General features: G+C 44.0%; 14 protein-coding genes. 7 read left to right on the top strand and 7 right to left on the bottom strand.

Annotated elements, in window-relative coordinates; all coding sequences use genetic code 11:
* Positions 1 to 14: 14 nt before the first annotated feature.
* Positions 15 to 1,271 (bottom strand): molybdopterin molybdotransferase MoeA, encoded by a 1,257-nt coding sequence (gene moeA, locus Xish_RS02400; protein ID WP_099116548.1) that lies wholly within the window; start codon positions 1,269 to 1,271, stop codon positions 15 to 17.
* 211 nt (positions 1,272 to 1,482) lie between these two features.
* Here moeA and Xish_RS02395 point away from each other — a divergent pair, with 211 nt between their 5' ends.
* The 3 genes from Xish_RS02395 to yeiB all read left to right on the top strand — a co-directional run bounded on the left by Xish_RS02395 (position 1,483) and on the right by yeiB (position 4,683).
* Entirely contained in the window at positions 1,483 to 2,667 is a 1,185-nt protein-coding gene (locus Xish_RS02395; protein WP_099116547.1) for a YbfB/YjiJ family MFS transporter, read from the top strand.
* Positions 2,668 to 2,841: 174 nt separating this feature from the next.
* On the top strand, positions 2,842 to 3,510 hold the full coding sequence (gene folE, locus Xish_RS02390; protein WP_099116546.1) for a GTP cyclohydrolase I FolE: 669 nt from the start codon (positions 2,842 to 2,844) through the stop codon (positions 3,508 to 3,510).
* 39 nt (positions 3,511 to 3,549) lie between these two features.
* Positions 3,550 to 4,683 (top strand): DUF418 domain-containing protein YeiB, encoded by a 1,134-nt coding sequence (gene yeiB / locus Xish_RS02385; protein ID WP_244185896.1) that lies wholly within the window; start codon positions 3,550 to 3,552, stop codon positions 4,681 to 4,683.
* 153 nt (positions 4,684 to 4,836) lie between these two features.
* Here the strand turns inward: yeiB and sanA are convergent, their stop codons facing one another.
* From sanA to metG, 6 genes are all read right to left on the bottom strand, one after another.
* Positions 4,837 to 5,562 (bottom strand): outer membrane permeability protein SanA, encoded by a 726-nt coding sequence (sanA, locus tag Xish_RS02380; RefSeq protein ID WP_099116544.1) that lies wholly within the window; start codon positions 5,560 to 5,562, stop codon positions 4,837 to 4,839.
* Positions 5,563 to 5,772: 210 nt separating this feature from the next.
* Complete coding sequence (locus Xish_RS02375; RefSeq protein ID WP_099116543.1) at positions 5,773 to 7,470, bottom strand: NAD-dependent malic enzyme; 1,698 nt, start codon at positions 7,468 to 7,470, stop codon at positions 5,773 to 5,775.
* 162 nt (positions 7,471 to 7,632) lie between these two features.
* Entirely contained in the window at positions 7,633 to 8,517 is an 885-nt protein-coding gene (gene cdd / locus Xish_RS02370; RefSeq protein ID WP_099116542.1) for a cytidine deaminase, read from the bottom strand.
* Between the two features lie 203 nt (positions 8,518 to 8,720).
* Complete coding sequence (locus tag Xish_RS02365) at positions 8,721 to 9,416, bottom strand: CidB/LrgB family autolysis modulator (RefSeq protein WP_099116541.1); 696 nt, start codon at positions 9,414 to 9,416, stop codon at positions 8,721 to 8,723.
* The gene (locus Xish_RS02360; RefSeq protein ID WP_099116540.1) at positions 9,410 to 9,895 is read right to left on the bottom strand and encodes a CidA/LrgA family protein; all 486 of its coding nucleotides are present in this window, start codon (positions 9,893 to 9,895) and stop codon (positions 9,410 to 9,412) included. The genes Xish_RS02365 and Xish_RS02360 overlap by 7 nt, the downstream gene beginning before the upstream one ends.
* 148 nt (positions 9,896 to 10,043) lie before the next feature.
* Positions 10,044 to 12,071, bottom strand: a complete 2,028-nt coding sequence (gene metG, locus Xish_RS02355) for a methionine--tRNA ligase (protein WP_099116539.1) — start codon at positions 12,069 to 12,071, stop codon at positions 10,044 to 10,046.
* Between the two features lie 183 nt (positions 12,072 to 12,254).
* Between metG and apbC the strand changes: the two genes are divergently transcribed.
* From apbC to asmA, 4 genes are all read left to right on the top strand, one after another.
* Complete coding sequence (apbC, locus tag Xish_RS02350) at positions 12,255 to 13,367, top strand: iron-sulfur cluster carrier protein ApbC (protein WP_099116538.1); 1,113 nt, start codon at positions 12,255 to 12,257, stop codon at positions 13,365 to 13,367.
* A 350-nt stretch (positions 13,368 to 13,717) separates the two neighbouring features.
* Positions 13,718 to 14,359 (top strand): uridine kinase, encoded by a 642-nt coding sequence (gene udk / locus Xish_RS02345; protein WP_099116537.1) that lies wholly within the window; start codon positions 13,718 to 13,720, stop codon positions 14,357 to 14,359.
* Between the two features lie 47 nt (positions 14,360 to 14,406).
* Positions 14,407 to 14,988 (top strand): dCTP deaminase, encoded by a 582-nt coding sequence (gene dcd / locus Xish_RS02340; RefSeq protein WP_099116536.1) that lies wholly within the window; start codon positions 14,407 to 14,409, stop codon positions 14,986 to 14,988.
* Positions 14,989 to 15,051: 63 nt separating this feature from the next.
* A complete protein-coding gene (asmA, locus tag Xish_RS02335) occupies positions 15,052 to 16,890 on the top strand; it encodes an outer membrane assembly protein AsmA (RefSeq protein WP_099116535.1) in 1,839 nt (612 codons plus the stop codon).
* Positions 16,891 to 16,992: the final 102 nt, after the last annotated feature.

Raw genomic sequence — 16,992 nt, 5'->3', positions numbered from 1 at the left:
TTCTTAAAATTATATTATTGGTTTTTCAGTAGATGGTTGAAAAACTCAATTTGCACGGTTTCACCAGCGGCAACATGTCCGCGTTCCCGTTCCAACACAATAAAACAGTTGCCGAGACTATATGAACTAAAGATATGCGAACCTTGATGCCCCGTAGTTTGTACCTCTAATTCACCATATTCATTCAGTGAAGCAATACCGCGTTGGAAATCCAGTCTGCCAGGGGATTTTTTCAAGGGTGTTGTTGTCTTGGCTGTGAGACGCATAGGCGGTTGCCATGCGGTAAAACCCGATAGATGGGCAATCAACGGTTGTACCAATTGGTAAAAGGTGAGCACGGCAGACACCGGATTCCCAGGCAAGCCGCAGAACCAGGCATTTTCCAATTTACCAAAGGCAAAAGGCTTACCCGGTTTAATGGCGAGTTTCCAAAAACTGATTTTTCCTGCTTCTTCTAAGATTTGTTTGGTGTAATCCGCTTCACCAACAGAAACGCCACCGCTGCTGATCACTAAATCAGCTTGTTTATCTGCTTCGATAAAGGCCTGACGCAATGCATCGGGATCATCGCGGATTACGCCAAGATCGATGATGTCACAATCCATTTTTTCCAACATCAGGCGAATAGCAAATCGGTTGGTATCGTAAATTTGACCTGCCTGTAAGGGTTCACCGATGGCTTGTAATTCGTCACCGGTGGAAAAAATGGCAACTTTCAGTTTGCGGACAACATCAACCGTTGCAATGCCCAGTGAAGCAATCAGCGGTAATTGTGCGGTGGAGAGTTTAATTCCTTTTGGTAATACCACCGTATTTTGGCTGATATCTTCCCCAATGGTGCGAATGTTCTGCCTCGGTTTTACCGGATAAGTGAAGCGAATTCCTGTTTCGGTAACCTCCGTTTGTTCTTGCATAACAACGGCATCTGCGCCAGAGGGAATAGGAGCACCAGTCATAATGCGAATGCAACTGCCGGTCGGCCATTCCTGCTGAAACGGCATACCCGCCAGCGCCTTGCCTGCTACAGGTAAGGTCTGATTTTCGTTAAGATCTGCAAAGCGAATAGCGTAACCATCCATTGCTGAGTTATCAAAAGAGGGTACGTTGATCGGGGAAATGATATCAGTAGCGGTAATTCTGCCCGCAGATTCGGTCAGGTTAATGGTTTCTGTCGTGATCAGAGGTGTAGCAGTGAGGGGAATGGTGTATGTCAGTAATTTTTCTAGTGCTTGATCAAGTGAGATTAAGTCTGATGTATGACAGTGATCCATAAGAAACTCCCTATATGACAGCTAGTTATTCTTAAGTGCTTACGCTTATATTGGCTGCATTATGGCAAAGATTGCACTGATGGGAAATGACAGGAAATGGTGACTGTCACAGCGAAAGAGGTTGTTAATAAAAGATGTATATTATATTCATGATTTGTTATAACTGAATAATGCCCACCAAATCAATTAATTTCATTACTATTTAATCACTATGAAAAATCAAACTGTTACATATCGTAATCGTAACTATCAAGCTTTTCAGATTGCATTAAGCGGTTTTTTCGCTTTGGTTGTTGCAATGGGAATAGGGCGCTTCACTTTTACGCCACAAGTTCCATTGATGATAGCTGAGTCCCAACTCACATTAACAAGTGCGGGAATCGTCGCCGCATTCAATTACCTCGGCTATCTGGCGGGTTCTTATGATGCCATGCGGGCGCAACGTTTTGTGGAGTATCGTTTGTGGAGCGGTTTGTGGGGAGCCGTTATTATCACTCTGCTTTCCGCATTGTTGGATGGACCAATATTGCACAGTATTGCCCGCTTTTTTATTGGCTGGGCAAGTGGTTGGACGTTGGTTTTGGTGGCCGCATGGGCGAATGATGAATTAGCAAAATTGAATCGTCCAGGATTGAGTGCAGCCGTTTTTTCAGGGACGGGGGTGGGGATCTTTATCAGTGGCATGGTAGCGATTGGGGTTCAATCCTGGCAGATGAGTGCCGCCAATGCGTGGATGTTATATGGCATTCTGGCGCTGTTATTTAGTATTTATGTCAGCCGCTATTTGCCTCGCAGTGGTGAATTGCACCGTCCGCAGACGGCGATCCAAACACTGAGCATGACACCGGAAATCAAGCGATTGGTGTGGAGTTATAGTCTGGCTGGGTTTGGCTATATTTTGCCTGCGACGTTCCTTTCTCAAATGGCGACAGAGCGTTTTCCTGATAGCTTGTTTGCTCAGTTTGTCTGGCCAATATTTGGTGGTGCTTCGGTCATTGGTATCATGCTGGGAATTTTGCTGCGTAATGTATCAACATCTCAAATCCGCTTGGCGGTCACGTTATGGCTTCAGGCACTGGGTATTTTGATTGCGGAAATGTTACCAGACATTGCCGGTTTGATGATTGGAGCATTGCTGGTAGGCGGTGGATTTATGTGTGTAGTACAGCTTGCTTTGCAGTATGGTCGTGAGCTGGCTCCTAATCATGCCCGATATATGGCGGGATTGCTGACCACGGGTTATGCCCTGGGGCAATTGGTCGGGCCAATGTTATCAGCCACTTCGACATGGCTGACAGGCAAATTGGAGCCCGCACTGTATGTCGCATTTATTGGGCTGCTCATTGCGGGATTGCTGGTATTTTATCGCACCAATCCCCATCATGAACCCTCCTGATTTGGTGCATTGAGAATGTACAGGTATAGTTATGCGCCTATTCATGTATACGATACAGGCGCAGAACAAGATAAATAAAATAGATATTGTGTGGTATTACATTCGCTGATATCTGCGTAAAATAAGTGTCCCGATTCCCGTCAAGTAACGGAAATATTTACCTTGGAGAAACTGATGTCATCCCTAAGTACAGAAGCTGCGCTGGTGCATTCGGCACTGGTTGACCGTGGTCTTGAAACCCCACTGCGTGGAGCAACTTTGGCGCCAGAGGTGCGTAAAGCACGCATTGAAGAACATATGACAGAAATTATGAAGCTGTTAAATCTCGATTTGCGTGATGACAGTTTGGCAGATACGCCGGGTCGTATCGCGAAAATGTATGTGGATGAGATATTTTCAGGGTTGGACTATAACAATTTCCCAAAAATTACGCTGATAGAAAATAAAATGAAAGTGGATGAAATGGTGACAGTGCGTGATATTACGATGACCAGCACTTGTGAACACCATTTTGTCACTATTGATGGCAAAGCCACAGTTGCTTATATTCCTAAGGATAAAGTCATTGGCTTGTCAAAGATTAACCGCATTGTCCAGTTTTTTGCACAGCGCCCACAAGTTCAGGAGCGTTTAACACAGCAGATCCTGATTGCACTACAAACCCTGCTTGGCACAAATAATGTCGCTGTTTCCATCGATGCTGTCCATTATTGCGTGAAAGCGCGAGGGATACGCGATGCGACCAGTACCACAACGACAACTTCGTTGGGGGGGTTATTTAAAACCAGCCAGAATACACGACAGGAATTCCTGCGTGCTGTGCGTCATTTGCACTTATCATGATGAATTTCTATTGCTATGAAACACAGTTGTAATGGAGTAATGCACCAGAGAATTGAGATACTTGATAGTGTGCGCGGTTTTGCCATTTTGGGAATATTGCTGCTTAACATTTCCAGTTTTGCCTTGCCATATGCAGCCTATATGAATCTGTTTTATAAAGATTCAGTCTCGCCCTCTGACGTGATGACATGGTCTGTATTGAATACCTTTACTCAGGGGAAATTTCTGTTCATCTTGACGCTGTTATTCGGAGCATCCCTCGAATTGCTTCGGCAGCGGGGACGCGATTGGAATATCCCCAGGTTACTGGTTTTGGCTGTTATTGGTTTATTGCATGGTGTTTTGCTATGGGATGGCGACATTTTGTTGTCATATGGTGTTGTTGGCTTACTGGCATGGCGTTTTATCAATAATCGTCAAAAATTGTTTGGTACAGCGGTGACTTTCTATTTATTTGGCGTAATGATGTTTTATCTTCTGGGGCTTTTTCCCTTAGGGGAAAATAATTCGTTTTGGCAGCCTACGCTGGAAGATATTTCTTATGAAAGTTACTGGAAAATGTATGGTGGATTCTTGGCCATAGAATACCGTATTCGTCAGATAAGCGGCGCGATGATTGTGGTGATTGTGCAATATGGCTGGCAAATAATGGGTGTCATGCTATGTGGTGCTATGCTGCTGCGTAATGGGTGGTTAAAAGGGGAGTTCAGCAGTAAACATTACCGCCGGTTGGCATTATGCTTGATCCCCGTTGGTATGGCGATTCAGGGGATTGCCTTGTCGATACAATATTTATATCCCTACAGTTATTTTGCATCCTGGACTGTTCGTTACACCATCACTGAATTGGCAACACCGTTACTGGCATTGGCCTATATCGCACTGATTTATGGATTTTGGCCCGCCATTTCACGTTGGAAAATCACGTTTTGGCTCCGGCAGGTCGGGAAAATGGCACTGAGTAGCTACTTGTTGCAAACATTGGTTTGTACCACACTTTTTTATCGCTTTGAATTATTTGGGCAGTTTAGCCGTTTGGAGTTAATGGCATTTATTCCCTTTATCTGGGCGTTGAATATCTGGTTTGCTTGCTGGTGGTTGAAACGTTATTCTCAGGGCCCAATGGAAAAGCTCTGGCGCAGTTTAACAGTAAAATTGGCAGGTAAGGTTTAGAAAAAGCTCAACCATTTTACCTCTGACAGATCCGAAGAGGTTAATAGGTTAATAGGTTTCAGGTTGCAGTTTTGGTTTTGTCGGTAAACTGCAACTTGAAAGATGAAGGGCAAAAAACTGATTAAATAGATTGCGCTGATTTCTTATCCATTTTTATTTCCTTTGTGACTTCTTTTCTAATTCTTGTAACTCTTCTGGTGATACCGCAGGGTAACCTTGAATTCCTGCTGGTACAGTATGCGGGGCAGGAGGGATCGGCATTAATGGGCCTAAAAAACGAGGTTCACGTTTTAAAATATAGAGGTCAGTCAAGGCACCGAGACGCGCTAATACTTCCCTGATACGGATTGTCATCATGTTTTTGGGGGAGGGAACCATATAACATTGTGCTTCTATACCAAAATGCATAGCGATAAACAAGGCTCGTTCGCAATGAAAGCGCTGAGTGATAATAGTAAAATCGTTGGTATCAAATACCCTGCGGGTTCTGACAACCGAGTCCAATGTTCTGAAACCGGCAAAATCCATCACAATGCTACTGGCCGGAATTCCTGCCTTGATCAAATCCTTGCGCATGGTAATTGGCTCATTATAACTATGCTGGGCGTTATCCCCACTCAATAACAGGTATTTGACTTTACCACTGTTGTAAGCATTAATCGCCCCTTGGATACGATAGAAATAATATTGGTTATATTTACCGGTCTTATAATATTTGGATGTGCCGAGTACCATACCGACTTCTCGCTCAGGCAGTTGCCTGACATCATCAAAAATGTAAGGAGCGGTTTTCCAACTAACCCAACGATCAAGCATAATGGCTGCCAGTATAAGGACAGCAATGATAAAAATGAGACCAGTAATCAGGCGCTTCCACATGATTTTTGTTTGCCTTATATGTGCTGATGAGCCAATGGTCTAAAGGCTACTTGACTTGAAATATTGAAGCAAGTTTTGGGAAGATTATATCGGAGTTAATCTAATTCAATTTAAAAAAATCGAAGACAATTATTTATGATTTATCTGACTGGATTATTATTTGATTACTTTTTAAGCCTGCCAATATTACCGGCAGGCTTATCACCAATATCAGAATGAAGTTCGTTTATAGACGCGGTATTCTGGTTTCCAGAAATTGCGTTCAATCGCTTCATCTAACGCATCTTCCGATGTAACAATCGCGACACCTTGAATTTGGGCTTTTTTCGCCACTTCTTTGGCTATTTTGCGGGAAACATCCTGGATATCATCAATCAGTGGTAATAATGGGCCAGAGCCTGTTTGTGCCAGCGGTGAACAATCCGCTAATGCGCGACTGGCAACCATCAACATATCATCGGTAACACGTTTAGCGCCGGCAGCGATAACGCCTAAACCTATCCCTGGGAAGATATAGGAGTTGTTACATTGTGCGATTGGATATTCCTGACCGTCATATTTTACTGGTGCAAACGGGCTTCCTGTTGCAACCAAGGCTTTGCCCTCCGTCCAGTTGATGATGTCTTCTGGACGAGCTTCCACACGTGATGTTGGGTTGGAAAGAGGCATCACAACTGGACGTTCACAATGTTTGTGCATTTCACGGATGATCTCTTCGGTGAACAGACCAGATTGACCAGAAACACCAATCAGGACTGTAGGTTTGGCATTGCGAACCACGTCCATTAGTGAGAGAGAGTCGCTGGTGGCATCCCACGACTGTAAGGCGGAGCTTTTCTGTACCAATGCGCTTTGGAAATCCAGTAAGTTTGGTTGTTTGTCAGTCAGGAGACCAAAACGGTCAACCATAAACACACGGGCACGAGCTTGTTCGTCACTCAATCCTTCAGATTTCATTTGGGCAATGATTTGCTCTGCAATACCACAGCCAGCAGAGCCGGCACCAAGGAATGCGACAGTTTGATCTTTTAATTGGCGGCCTGCGGCACGGCTGGCGGCAATCAGGCTACCTAAGGCAACGGCTGCGGTGCCCTGGATATCATCATTGAAGCAGCAAAGCTCATCGCGATAGCGGTTCAACAGTGGCATGGCGTTGTTTTGGGCAAAATCTTCAAATTGCAGCAGTACGTTAGGCCAGCGACGTTTCACGGCCTGAATAAATTCATCCACAAATTCATCGTACTCTTTGCCAGTAATACGTGGATGGCGCCAGCCCATATACAGTGGGTCATTGAGGCGCTGTGGGTTATTTGTCCCTACATCCAGAACCACAGGCAAGGTATAAGCAGGGCTGATCCCGCCACAGGAGGTATACAGTGACAGTTTACCGATAGGAATGCCCATGCCCCCGATGCCCTGATCACCCAGACCAAGGATGCGCTCACCGTCGGTAACAACGATAACTTTTACATTCTGCTTGGTGGCATTTTGCAGCATGTCATCAATGTAAGCCCGATTTGGGTAGGAGATAAACAGGCCACGAGCGCGGCGGTAAATGTCAGAAAAGTGTTCACACGCTGCACCAACGGTTGGCGTGTAGATAATAGGCATCATTTCGCTTAAGTGGGCATCAAGGAGGCGATAGAACAACGTTTCGTTGGTATCTTGAATATTCCTTAAATAAATGTGTCTATCAATATCGTTTTTGAAATCGACATATTGACGGTAGGCGCGTTCTGCCTGCTCTTCTATTGTTTCAACGGCCTGTGGCAATAAGCCATGCAAGTTGAAATTACTGCGTTCTTCTTCTGTAAAGGCGCTGCCTTTATTCAGCAAAGGAAATTCCAATAAGATAGGGCCAGCGTAGGGAATATAGAGAGGGCGTTTACTTTCGTGTTCCAGTTCCATGATGCTTACTCTTTGAACTTATCAATAACAAAATCGGCTACCGATCCTAAGAAGATAAAAACAATAAGTACAGTAAATGTTACTTAGATATGATTATTATGAGCAAAAGTGAGAGATAACATACAGAATTAGCTAATAAAATGTTATTGGATGATATATATGTCAAAATGTATGTCGTTCTATTTTTGTACAGTTGAGGGCGGTTAAAGTACATTCTGTCGCACTCCATTGTGATAAATGGTTATTTTTACCTTCCACCAATACTGCCCTTTTGATGGACTGACAATTGCCGCCCGCCATATTCATGAAAATAAGTGCTGCCTGTAATGGGGGTAAGCTTGGGTTGAATGCAGCATTTTCTGCATAACGGCCAGTGTAAATGTTCCCTTGTTCATCTTGCAGGGCAATTCCTGCGTGGGATTGGCTATAAGGTGCATGGCTGCGGTTCGCTGCATCCAATGCTGCTTGCACCAATTCATCACTGGTAGATAATCGATAGCCGTGATTAACCTCATCCAGCAACAACGGTGTGTCGGCTAAATCGCGTGGGCCAAAGGCTTCTGGCAGATAGTCGGCCAAAGTTAAGGGGGGACGATTGGGCAGGTAAACCTCTAATTGTGCCCCGCTATTCAGTTCATTCATAAATTGTCGGCAATGGCCACAAGGTGAATAGTTGACAGTGATGGCAACCAGCTTTTTCTCGCCATGTAGCCAGGCATGAGTGATGGCTGATTGTTCTGCATGGATGGTTTGCTGTAATGGGACGCCGGCAAATTCCATATTGGCACCGAAATAGAGATTACCACTTTCTCCCCGTGCAATTGCCCCAACATAAAAATGGGAAATAGGGGCACGGGAATAGGCTGCCGCAAATGGCAATAGGGTCAATGCCAGTGTTTGATCATCAAACCCGCTGAACTGTTTGATTGATTCTACTTGCTCGGCTGTCAGCATGGCTGGAAAATCGTCGTTGCCAATATAAGGTAATAGGGCTTTTTGCAGTTCAGGTGTCATTTCTGACCAAATAGCGTGAAAACGAGCTTGCATAGAATGATCTCCAAATTAATTGAAGGTCATTCTAGGACGTCTGTTCAGGTTTGCAATGTGATAAAAGCCATATAATTAATGAAATCTGTGTAATAAAGACATTATTTTAGTAACCTGTATCGAATTTTTGCTGTCTTAATGGATTTGTTTGCTTTTTTGTTGCGACTTTGTAACGATTTAAGTCATGGTTATACACAAAATGGTTAACCAAATAGATGCAGCAATACTGGAAATAGAAAAGGTGCAATCAGTGAAGTAATAATGCCGCAGGTCATTAAGGCCAGTGAGCTGTAAGCCCCTTCAATATGATCCATTTCCGCACAGCGCGCCGTTCCTACCGCATGGGATGCTGTACCCATAGCCAATCCTCGTGCCGCCTGGTTTTTTATTTTTAGAACGTTAAATAGATTGTGACCAAAGATAGCTCCCAAAATACCTACCATAATGACACAAGCTGCGCTAATGGCAGGAATACCACCAATGGAATCAGCCACAGCCATAGCGATTGGCGTCGTCACGGATTTGGGGAGAACAGAGGCTGCAATTTCAGGTGTAGCTCCAGCCCATAATGCAATGGCAGTCCCTGTAACCATTGCGACAATGCTGCCTACAAAACAGATGCTAATAATGGATTTCCATTGAGCCCGGATTTGATGTAGCTGTTCATACAGAGGAAACGCCAAAGCAACAACAGCAGGTTGCAGTAAATCGTTCAGTATCCGGCTGCCAGCAAAATAGTGTTTGTAAGGAGTGTGAGTTAGCAGCAGCAAGGGAATGATAACGGCCATTGAGATCAATAACGGATTAAAGATAGGCAATTTGAGTCGTACTGACAGCTTTTTAGCGCAGTAAAATACAACCAAGGTTAACGGTAGTGACCACCAAATATGGCTTAACATTTTTCTTTCTCTTTCGGCTCTTGTGATGAATTTGTTGACGTTGAGGTGAATTCTTGCTGCTTAGTGTTCATCTGGTTGGTATCCATTTGCTGAGCACTAATAATGATACGTTTACGATGAATATAGTGGGAACTATAAGCAACGACGATCATAACAATCACTGTGCTAACGATACAAGAAAGAAGGATGGGGAGCATTTGTTGGCTAAGTTGTGGGTAATAATCCATGATCCCCACCCCGATAGGCAAAAAGAGCAGTGTCATGTTTTTCATCAACAAGCTACAGCCTGGTTTTGCCCAGTGTGAGGGAATAATTTGGGATGCGAGTAAACCAAACAGGATAAGTAAGCCAATAATGCTGCCGGGAAGAGAGAAGGGAAGCAGTGCCGAAATAATATTCCCCGCGATCAGGCACAAATAGAGCAGCGCAAATGCGCGCAGGTATTGCCAACCGATTATCAGCACATTTTGGAAAGACATAATCAATAATTCCTCAGTATAGCGAGGGTTTTATCATACGACTAACATTGTAAATGTGCTACACATCACATTAAAAAGCGGGTCTTTTTTGGAGCCCGCTTTATTATCTAATTGATTATTAAATATATTTATCAAAGATATGCAATTATTACTTAACCTGCATGCCTGGTTGGGCACCACTATCTGGGCTTAGCAGAAAAATATCTTTTCCACCAGGGCCTGCCGCCATTACCATGCCTTCTGAAATACCGAAGCGCATTTTGCGTGGAGCAAGGTTAGCAACCATCACCGTCAGACGATTTTCCAGCGCTTTGGGATCAGGATAGGCTGAACGAATACCAGAGAAGACCTGACGAGTCTCACCACCGAGATCAAGGGTTAGTTTCAGTAATTTATCTGAACCTTCGACAAAATCAGCCTGTTTGATCAGGGCGATCCGCAAGTCAATCTTGGCAAAGTCATCAAATGCAATGGTGTCCTGAATGGGATCATCTGCCAGTGGGCCTGTTACGGTTTTTTGTGGTTCGATGCTCTCTTTCGAATCAGCAACCATTGCTTCAATTTTAGCCATTTCGATGCGGTTGAACAGCGCCTTGAATGGGGAAACGTCATGGTTTAACAGAGGCTGCTGGATACCATCCCAGTTTAGTTCAGTATTCAGGAAGGCTTCTGCTCGAGCAGCCAAACCTGGAAGAACGGGTTTCAGGTAAGTCATCAGCACGCGGAACAGGTTAATCCCCATTGAGCAGATTGCTTGCAGGTCAGCATCACGGCCTTCTTGTTTCGCCACAACCCACGGTGCTTGCTCATCAACATAGCGGTTAGCCAGATCGGCCAGTGCCATAATTTCACGGATTGCCTTGCCGAATTCACGGTTAGTAAAGTCTTCTGCAATACCCTGTGCAGCTTCGACAAACTTCTGGTATAGCGCAGGATCAGCGAGTTGGTCTGCCAGTTTGCCGGCAAAGCGCTTGTTGATAAAGCCCGCATTACGTGAAGCAAGGTTAACCACTTTGTTAACGATATCGCTGTTTACACGCTGAATAAAATCTTCCAGATTCAGATCAATGTCGTCAATGCGGGAAGAGAGTTTTGCTGCGTAGTAATAGCGCAGGCAGTCTGCATCAAGGTGTTTCAGATAAGTACTCGCCTTGATGAAAGTGCCACGAGATTTGGACATCTTAGTGCCGTTAACCGTGATGTAGCCGTGGACGAACAGGTTGGTTGGTTTACGGTAATTACAGCCTTCCAGCATAGCAGGCCAGAACAGACTGTGAAAATAAACGATATCTTTGCCAATAAAATGGTAGAGATCAGCTTTGGAATCTTTCTCCCAGAACTCATCGAAATTCAGGTCATCACGTTTATCACACAGATTTTTGAACGAACCCATATAGCCAATCGGAGCATCCAGCCAGACATAGAAATATTTACCTGGCTGATCGGGGATCTCAAAGCCAAAATAAGGCGCATCACGGGTAATATCCCATTGTTGCAGCCCAGCGTCGAACCACTCCTGCATTTTATTTGCCACTTGTTCCTGCAAGGTGCCAGAACGTGTCCATTTTTGTAGCATATCGCTAAAGGCAGGCAGATCGAAGAAGAAATGCTCTGTATCACGCATTTCTGGCGTTGCCCCAGAAACAACGGAGCGAGGATTAAGTAATTCCGTTGGAGAATAGGTGGTTCCGCAGACTTCACAATTATCGCCATACTGATCTTCCGCCTTACATTTCGGGCAGGAGCCTTTAACGAAACGGTCTGGCAGGAACATACCTTTTTCTGGATCGTACAATTGAGAAATCGTCCGGTTTTTAATGTAACCGTTCTTTTTCAGTTCCAGATAAATTTTGGAGGCAAGCGCTTTGTTCTCTTCGCTGTGCGTAGAATGGTAATTATCATAGCTAATGGCAAAACCGGCAAAATCCTGCTGATGCTCTAGGTTCACCTTGGCAATCATCTCTTCTGGGGAGATACCACTTTGCTGGGCTTTCAGCATAATTGGTGTACCGTGGGCATCGTCGGCACAGATAAAGTGAACCTCTTTGCCGCGCATTCGATGATAACGAACCCAAATATCAGCCTGAATGTGTTCCAGAATATGACCGAGATGAATTGGACCGTTAGCATAAGGTAACGCACAGGTCACCAATAATTTGTTCGCGACTTGAGACATAGTTAGGATCTGACTTCCGTAAAGTGAAAAGGGTTTTTGATGTTACCTGATAAGGAGCGTTGCCGCTAGGGTAACGCAAGATCTTCATCACTTTTACTCGTTGCCTTTATCCGAAGTGGTTAGCTTCTGTTATGATGGCTAAAACAGTTTTAGGTTGAAAAAGATAAATCAAAAGGAGCCGGGATGAACTCACAATCCTCCGAGCAGACCAATCCTGACCTGCTGAAAGAACATGTTGTAAAGATATTAACAACATTCAAACATCCGACTTTAGAACAAGATTTGATTGCCCTGAAAGCATTGCATCATTGCACTATGCTGGATGGAATACTGCATATTGAATTAACCATGCCGTTTGTCTGGAAACGTGCCTTCGAAATATTAAAGAAAGAAACTACCCAACCTTTGCAATCCGCGACAGGGGCAAAATCCGTTGAATGGCGATTAACCCACAATATCTGCACATTGCGCCGAGCCAATGATTTGTCTGGTGTTAATGGCGTACGCAATATCGTGGCAGTCAGTTCAGGAAAAGGTGGTGTAGGGAAATCCAGCACAGCAGTGAATCTGGCGCTGGCGCTGGCACAGGAAGGCGCAAAAGTAGGAATTTTGGATGCGGATATCTATGGCCCATCCATCCCCAATATGCTTGGTACAGCCAAAGAGCGCCCGACTTCCCCGGATGGACAGCATATGGCGCCAATTATGGTTCACAGTATGGCAACCAACTCCATTGGCTACCTTGTCACCGATGATAATGCGATGGTATGGCGTGGCCCGATGGCCAGCAAAGCTTTGATGCAAATGTTGCAAGATACGTTGTGGCCGGATCTGGATTATCTGGTGATTGATATGCCGCCAGGAACTGGCGATATTCAGCTAACGCTTTCCCAGAATATTCCGGTGACGGGAGCGCTGGTTGTCACAACACCACAAGATATCGCCCTGATCGATGCGATGAAGAGCATCGTCATGTTCCAGAAAGTCAATGTGCCAGTGTTGGGCATTATTGAGAACATGAGTACCCACATTTGCAGTAATTGCGGTCATCATGAGCCCATTTTCGGTACGGGTGGGGCGGCAAAACTGGCAGAAAAATATCATTGCCAATTACTGGGGCAAATCCCACTGCATATTTCATTGCGTGAAGATCTTGATCGTGGTGAACCTACGGTAAGCAGCCAGCCTGACAGTGAATTTGCAGATATTTATCGTGAAATTGCTGCCAATATTTCTGCGAAGATGTATTGGCAAGGCGAAAAAATTCCAACTGAAATTTCTTTTCGTGCAGTTTGATTAATGAATTTAACTGTAGTAACAGCGGTTGTGTGGGAAATGTTGAACAATGGCTCTACTGATATAGAGTCATTGCTCAGGGTTCAATAACTCTATATTTTTCACCACAATATGGCATTTCAATTACCAGAGAGCTCGTTGCGCATTTATGTGAAACTTATTTATAGAATATTTTCTACTAGATGCATAAAGTTGCGGGATTTTTATGCGAAACATATCAAAAAAAACGAGACTTATCTTGTTTACTCTGGAATAGAAGTCATTAACTCCCTATAATCCGCCAAACATGGTGTTAGCGAATACCATATTTCTACTTTATTTTTTTCTTTTTTAACCAGGTTATTTTTAGTATGGATGATGAAGCACATAAGTGTACAATCGTAGGTATTTCAGGTGCCTCCGCCTCAGGCAAAAGCCTTATTGCCAGCACACTTTATCGAGAATTACGGGATCAGGTTGGTGATCACAATATCGGCGTTATTCCAGAAGATTGCTATTATAAAGACCAAACTAACACCCCGATGGAAGAGCGTTACAAAGTTAATTATGATCACCCAAATTCAATGGATCACAGTTTACTATTCGAACATCTTCAGGCATTAAAAGCCGGAAAATCCATCGAATTGCCACAATATGACTACGTTGAACACACCCGCAAACCCGAATCCATTCATTTTAAACCGAAAAGAGTTATTATCCTCGAAGGTATTCTACTATTAACAGATAAGCGTTTACGCCAAGAACTGGATTTCTCCATTTTTGTCGATACGCCACTGGATATCTGTTTGATGCGCCGTATTAAACGTGATGTAAATGAACGCGGACGTTCATTGGATTCCGTGATGGAACAATACAAGAAAACCGTGCGCCCAATGTTCTTGCAATTTATCGAACCATCGAAACAATATGCCGATATTATTGTGCCTCGTGGTGGGAAAAACCGCGTGGCCATTGATATATTAAAAGCCAAGATTGGCCAGTTTTGCGAATAATCTGTTGTTCTGGTATTCATAAGTATCATCGTATTTGAGAGGAAATAATGCGACTCTGTGACCGTGACATTATTAAATGGCTAGATGAAGGTAAGCTGGTAATTACCCCTCGTCCCCCTGTTGAACGCATTAATGGGGCAACTGCTGATGTGCGCCTCGGGAATCAGTTTCGTGTTTTTCGTGGTCATACTGCCGCCTATATTGATTTGAGTGGTCCTAAGGCGGAAGTCAATGCGGCACTTGACCGCGTCATGAGCGATGAAATTACGTTGTCGGATGAAGAAGCATTTTTCCTCCATCCTGGTGAATTGGCTTTGGCAGTCACGTTGGAATCTGTCACACTGCCTGATAATTTGGTCGGTTGGTTGGATGGCCGTTCATCTTTGGCACGTCTCGGTTTGATGGTTCATGTTACTGCGCATCGCATTGATCCGGGTTGGCAAGGGCAAATTGTTCTAGAATTCTATAATTCAGGCAAACTGCCTTTGGCCTTGCGTCCTGGTATGGTGATAGGTGCATTAAGCTTTGAACCGCTTTCTGGCTCTGCTGAGCGCCCCTATAACCGACGTCAGGATGCTAAATATAAAAATCAGCAGGGAGCCGTAGGTAGCCGAATCAGTGAGGATTAATCTTTTCTGGTAAGGCTTTCTGGTGAAAAATAGTCTTCTTGTGAACATGGGACTGGGGAAGTCATGAAAAGATTGTTGACGACACTCATTATTTTGTTGGTAGTCATTGTTGCTGGCTTAACTACATTGGTTATGTTAGTTAACCCAAATGATTTTCGTGGCTACATAGTCAAACAAGTACAAAAGAAGAGTGGTTACCAGCTCGTGTTGCGGGATGACTTGCGTTGGCATGTTTGGCCAAGGTTAAGCATTCTGACCGGTGAAATTTCTTTGACCGCCAAGAATGCTAAGGTGCCGACAATTGTGGCAGAAAATATGCGTTTGGATGTGGAGTTACTGCCACTACTGTCTCATCAACTCTCAATAAAAGAAGTAATGCTGAAAGGGGCTGTCTTGCGATTCACGCCGGATAGCCAGCCGCAAAAGCAGCCAGAAGCCCCAATCGCGCCGGAAAGCGATATTCATTATCCAATCGTCACGGGAAGTCAGGCTTGGAAACTGGGTATTGCCAGGATCAGGTTAGTGGACAGTTTACTGATCTGGCAAACTAACGAACATTCCCAAGTAAATGTCCGTGATCTCAATTTATTGTTGGAGCGAAATGATCAAAATCACGCCAACCTTAGCCTCCGCAGCAAAATCAATAAAAACCAGCAAGAACTATCATTTGAACTTAATTCGTCGATAGATATTTCTGATTATCCACAGCAGCTATCGGCCGACATTAATTCCTTTGCATATCAATTACAGGGGATCGGGTTACCGCCTACAGGTATCCAAGGAACGGGGAGTGCCATAATGAAATATCAGGCCGCACCTGAATCAATTGCGCTGCAAAAAATGGCATTGACAGTGAATGATGGAAATGAACTTAAAGGAGATATTACTGCCGTTTTGCAAGCTAAACCGCGATATTCCATCAATCTGAGTTCACCAAAGTTCAATCTGGATAACCTGTTGGGGTGGGATGCTTTACCGAAAAATACGCCTCAGGTAAAACATGATTATCGGGTGGAAAATAATTCCTTAAAACCAGTGATTGCAACCTCGGTTTCGGCATTATCTAACTATGACCTTACTTTTTTGCAAGGGTTTGATGCTGATATCTCATTCACGGCAGATAAATTCATTTATCAGGGCATGGATATTGACCATTTTGGCCTGCAAGCGAGTAATAACAGTGGCCTGACCGAAATCACAAAATTAAGTGGCAACGTGTTTGGCGGACATTTTGCGTTGCCGACTTCAATTGACGCCACGGTTGTTCCTGCAAAACTACACACAAAGCTGCTCTTGCGGAGAATTGAAATACAACCTTTGTTAACTGCATTGGCATTGCCATCAATATTCAGTGGTCAGCTTAATGTTAATGGTGATCTCTTGGGAGAAGGTTATGACGAGTATGCTATTTCTCATTATTGGCAAGGTGATTTGAATATCGATTTAAAAAACGCACGTCTGGAAGGGTTGAATATTCCTCAGCTTATTCAACAATCTTTTGCACGGGCAACAGATCAAGTCAGCCAACCTACAGATACAAATGATTTTACTGAAGCTAAGAGCATGTCGGTGAAAGCACAACTGGAGCGCGGTGAGATTAAAATCAGTGAACTTGCGGCAACTTCAGGCATGTTCAATATTAAAGGGCAGGGGAAAGCTAATTTACTGAAACAGAATACCGATGTTTCATTATGGGTGCAATTAACCAATGGATGGGGCAAGCAGAACGAATTTGTACGTCGTTTGGCGCAGTTAAAAATCCCCCTGCGGGTTTATGGTGACTGGAATAACCTGCAATATGCGCTGAATGTGGAACCCATGTTGCGTGATGAATTACAGCAGAAGGTTAAGAAATCTATCAAAGATTGGATCGAAAATAACAGCAATAATAAAAAATATTAAAGCGCTGGAAGATCTATTGACTAAAGCCATAAATAAAAAAACCGGACTGATGCCGGTTTTTTCTCAGTAGCGAATATGTCCGGTGGTACTGTTTTAAGATCG

Source organism: Xenorhabdus ishibashii (assembly GCF_002632755.1).
In the GTDB taxonomy this organism is placed as follows: domain Bacteria; phylum Pseudomonadota; class Gammaproteobacteria; order Enterobacterales; family Enterobacteriaceae; genus Xenorhabdus; species Xenorhabdus ishibashii.
This window is presented reverse-complemented; position numbering and strand designations above follow the sequence as displayed.

Coding starts and splice junctions, on each gene's coding strand:
- cdd (WP_099116542.1), bottom strand. CDS start 8,517: ATGCAAGCTCGTTTTCACGCTATTTGGTCAGAAATGACACCTGAACTG.
- Xish_RS02360 (WP_099116540.1), bottom strand. CDS start 9,895: ATGTCTTTCCAAAATGTGCTGATAATCGGTTGGCAATACCTGCGCGCA.
- sanA (WP_099116544.1), bottom strand. CDS start 5,562: ATGTGGAAGCGCCTGATTACTGGTCTCATTTTTATCATTGCTGTCCTT.
- folE (WP_099116546.1), top strand. CDS start 2,842: ATGTCATCCCTAAGTACAGAAGCTGCGCTGGTGCATTCGGCACTGGTT.
- asmA (WP_099116535.1), top strand. CDS start 15,052: ATGAAAAGATTGTTGACGACACTCATTATTTTGTTGGTAGTCATTGTT.
- metG (WP_099116539.1), bottom strand. CDS start 12,071: ATGTCTCAAGTCGCGAACAAATTATTGGTGACCTGTGCGTTACCTTAT.
- Xish_RS02375 (WP_099116543.1), bottom strand. CDS start 7,470: ATGGAACTGGAACACGAAAGTAAACGCCCTCTCTATATTCCCTACGCT.
- Xish_RS02395 (WP_099116547.1), top strand. CDS start 1,483: ATGAAAAATCAAACTGTTACATATCGTAATCGTAACTATCAAGCTTTT.
- udk (WP_099116537.1), top strand. CDS start 13,718: ATGGATGATGAAGCACATAAGTGTACAATCGTAGGTATTTCAGGTGCC.
- yeiB (WP_244185896.1), top strand. CDS start 3,550: ATGCACCAGAGAATTGAGATACTTGATAGTGTGCGCGGTTTTGCCATT.
- Xish_RS02365 (WP_099116541.1), bottom strand. CDS start 9,416: ATGTTAAGCCATATTTGGTGGTCACTACCGTTAACCTTGGTTGTATTT.
- moeA (WP_099116548.1), bottom strand. CDS start 1,271: ATGGATCACTGTCATACATCAGACTTAATCTCACTTGATCAAGCACTA.
- apbC (WP_099116538.1), top strand. CDS start 12,255: ATGAACTCACAATCCTCCGAGCAGACCAATCCTGACCTGCTGAAAGAA.
- dcd (WP_099116536.1), top strand. CDS start 14,407: ATGCGACTCTGTGACCGTGACATTATTAAATGGCTAGATGAAGGTAAG.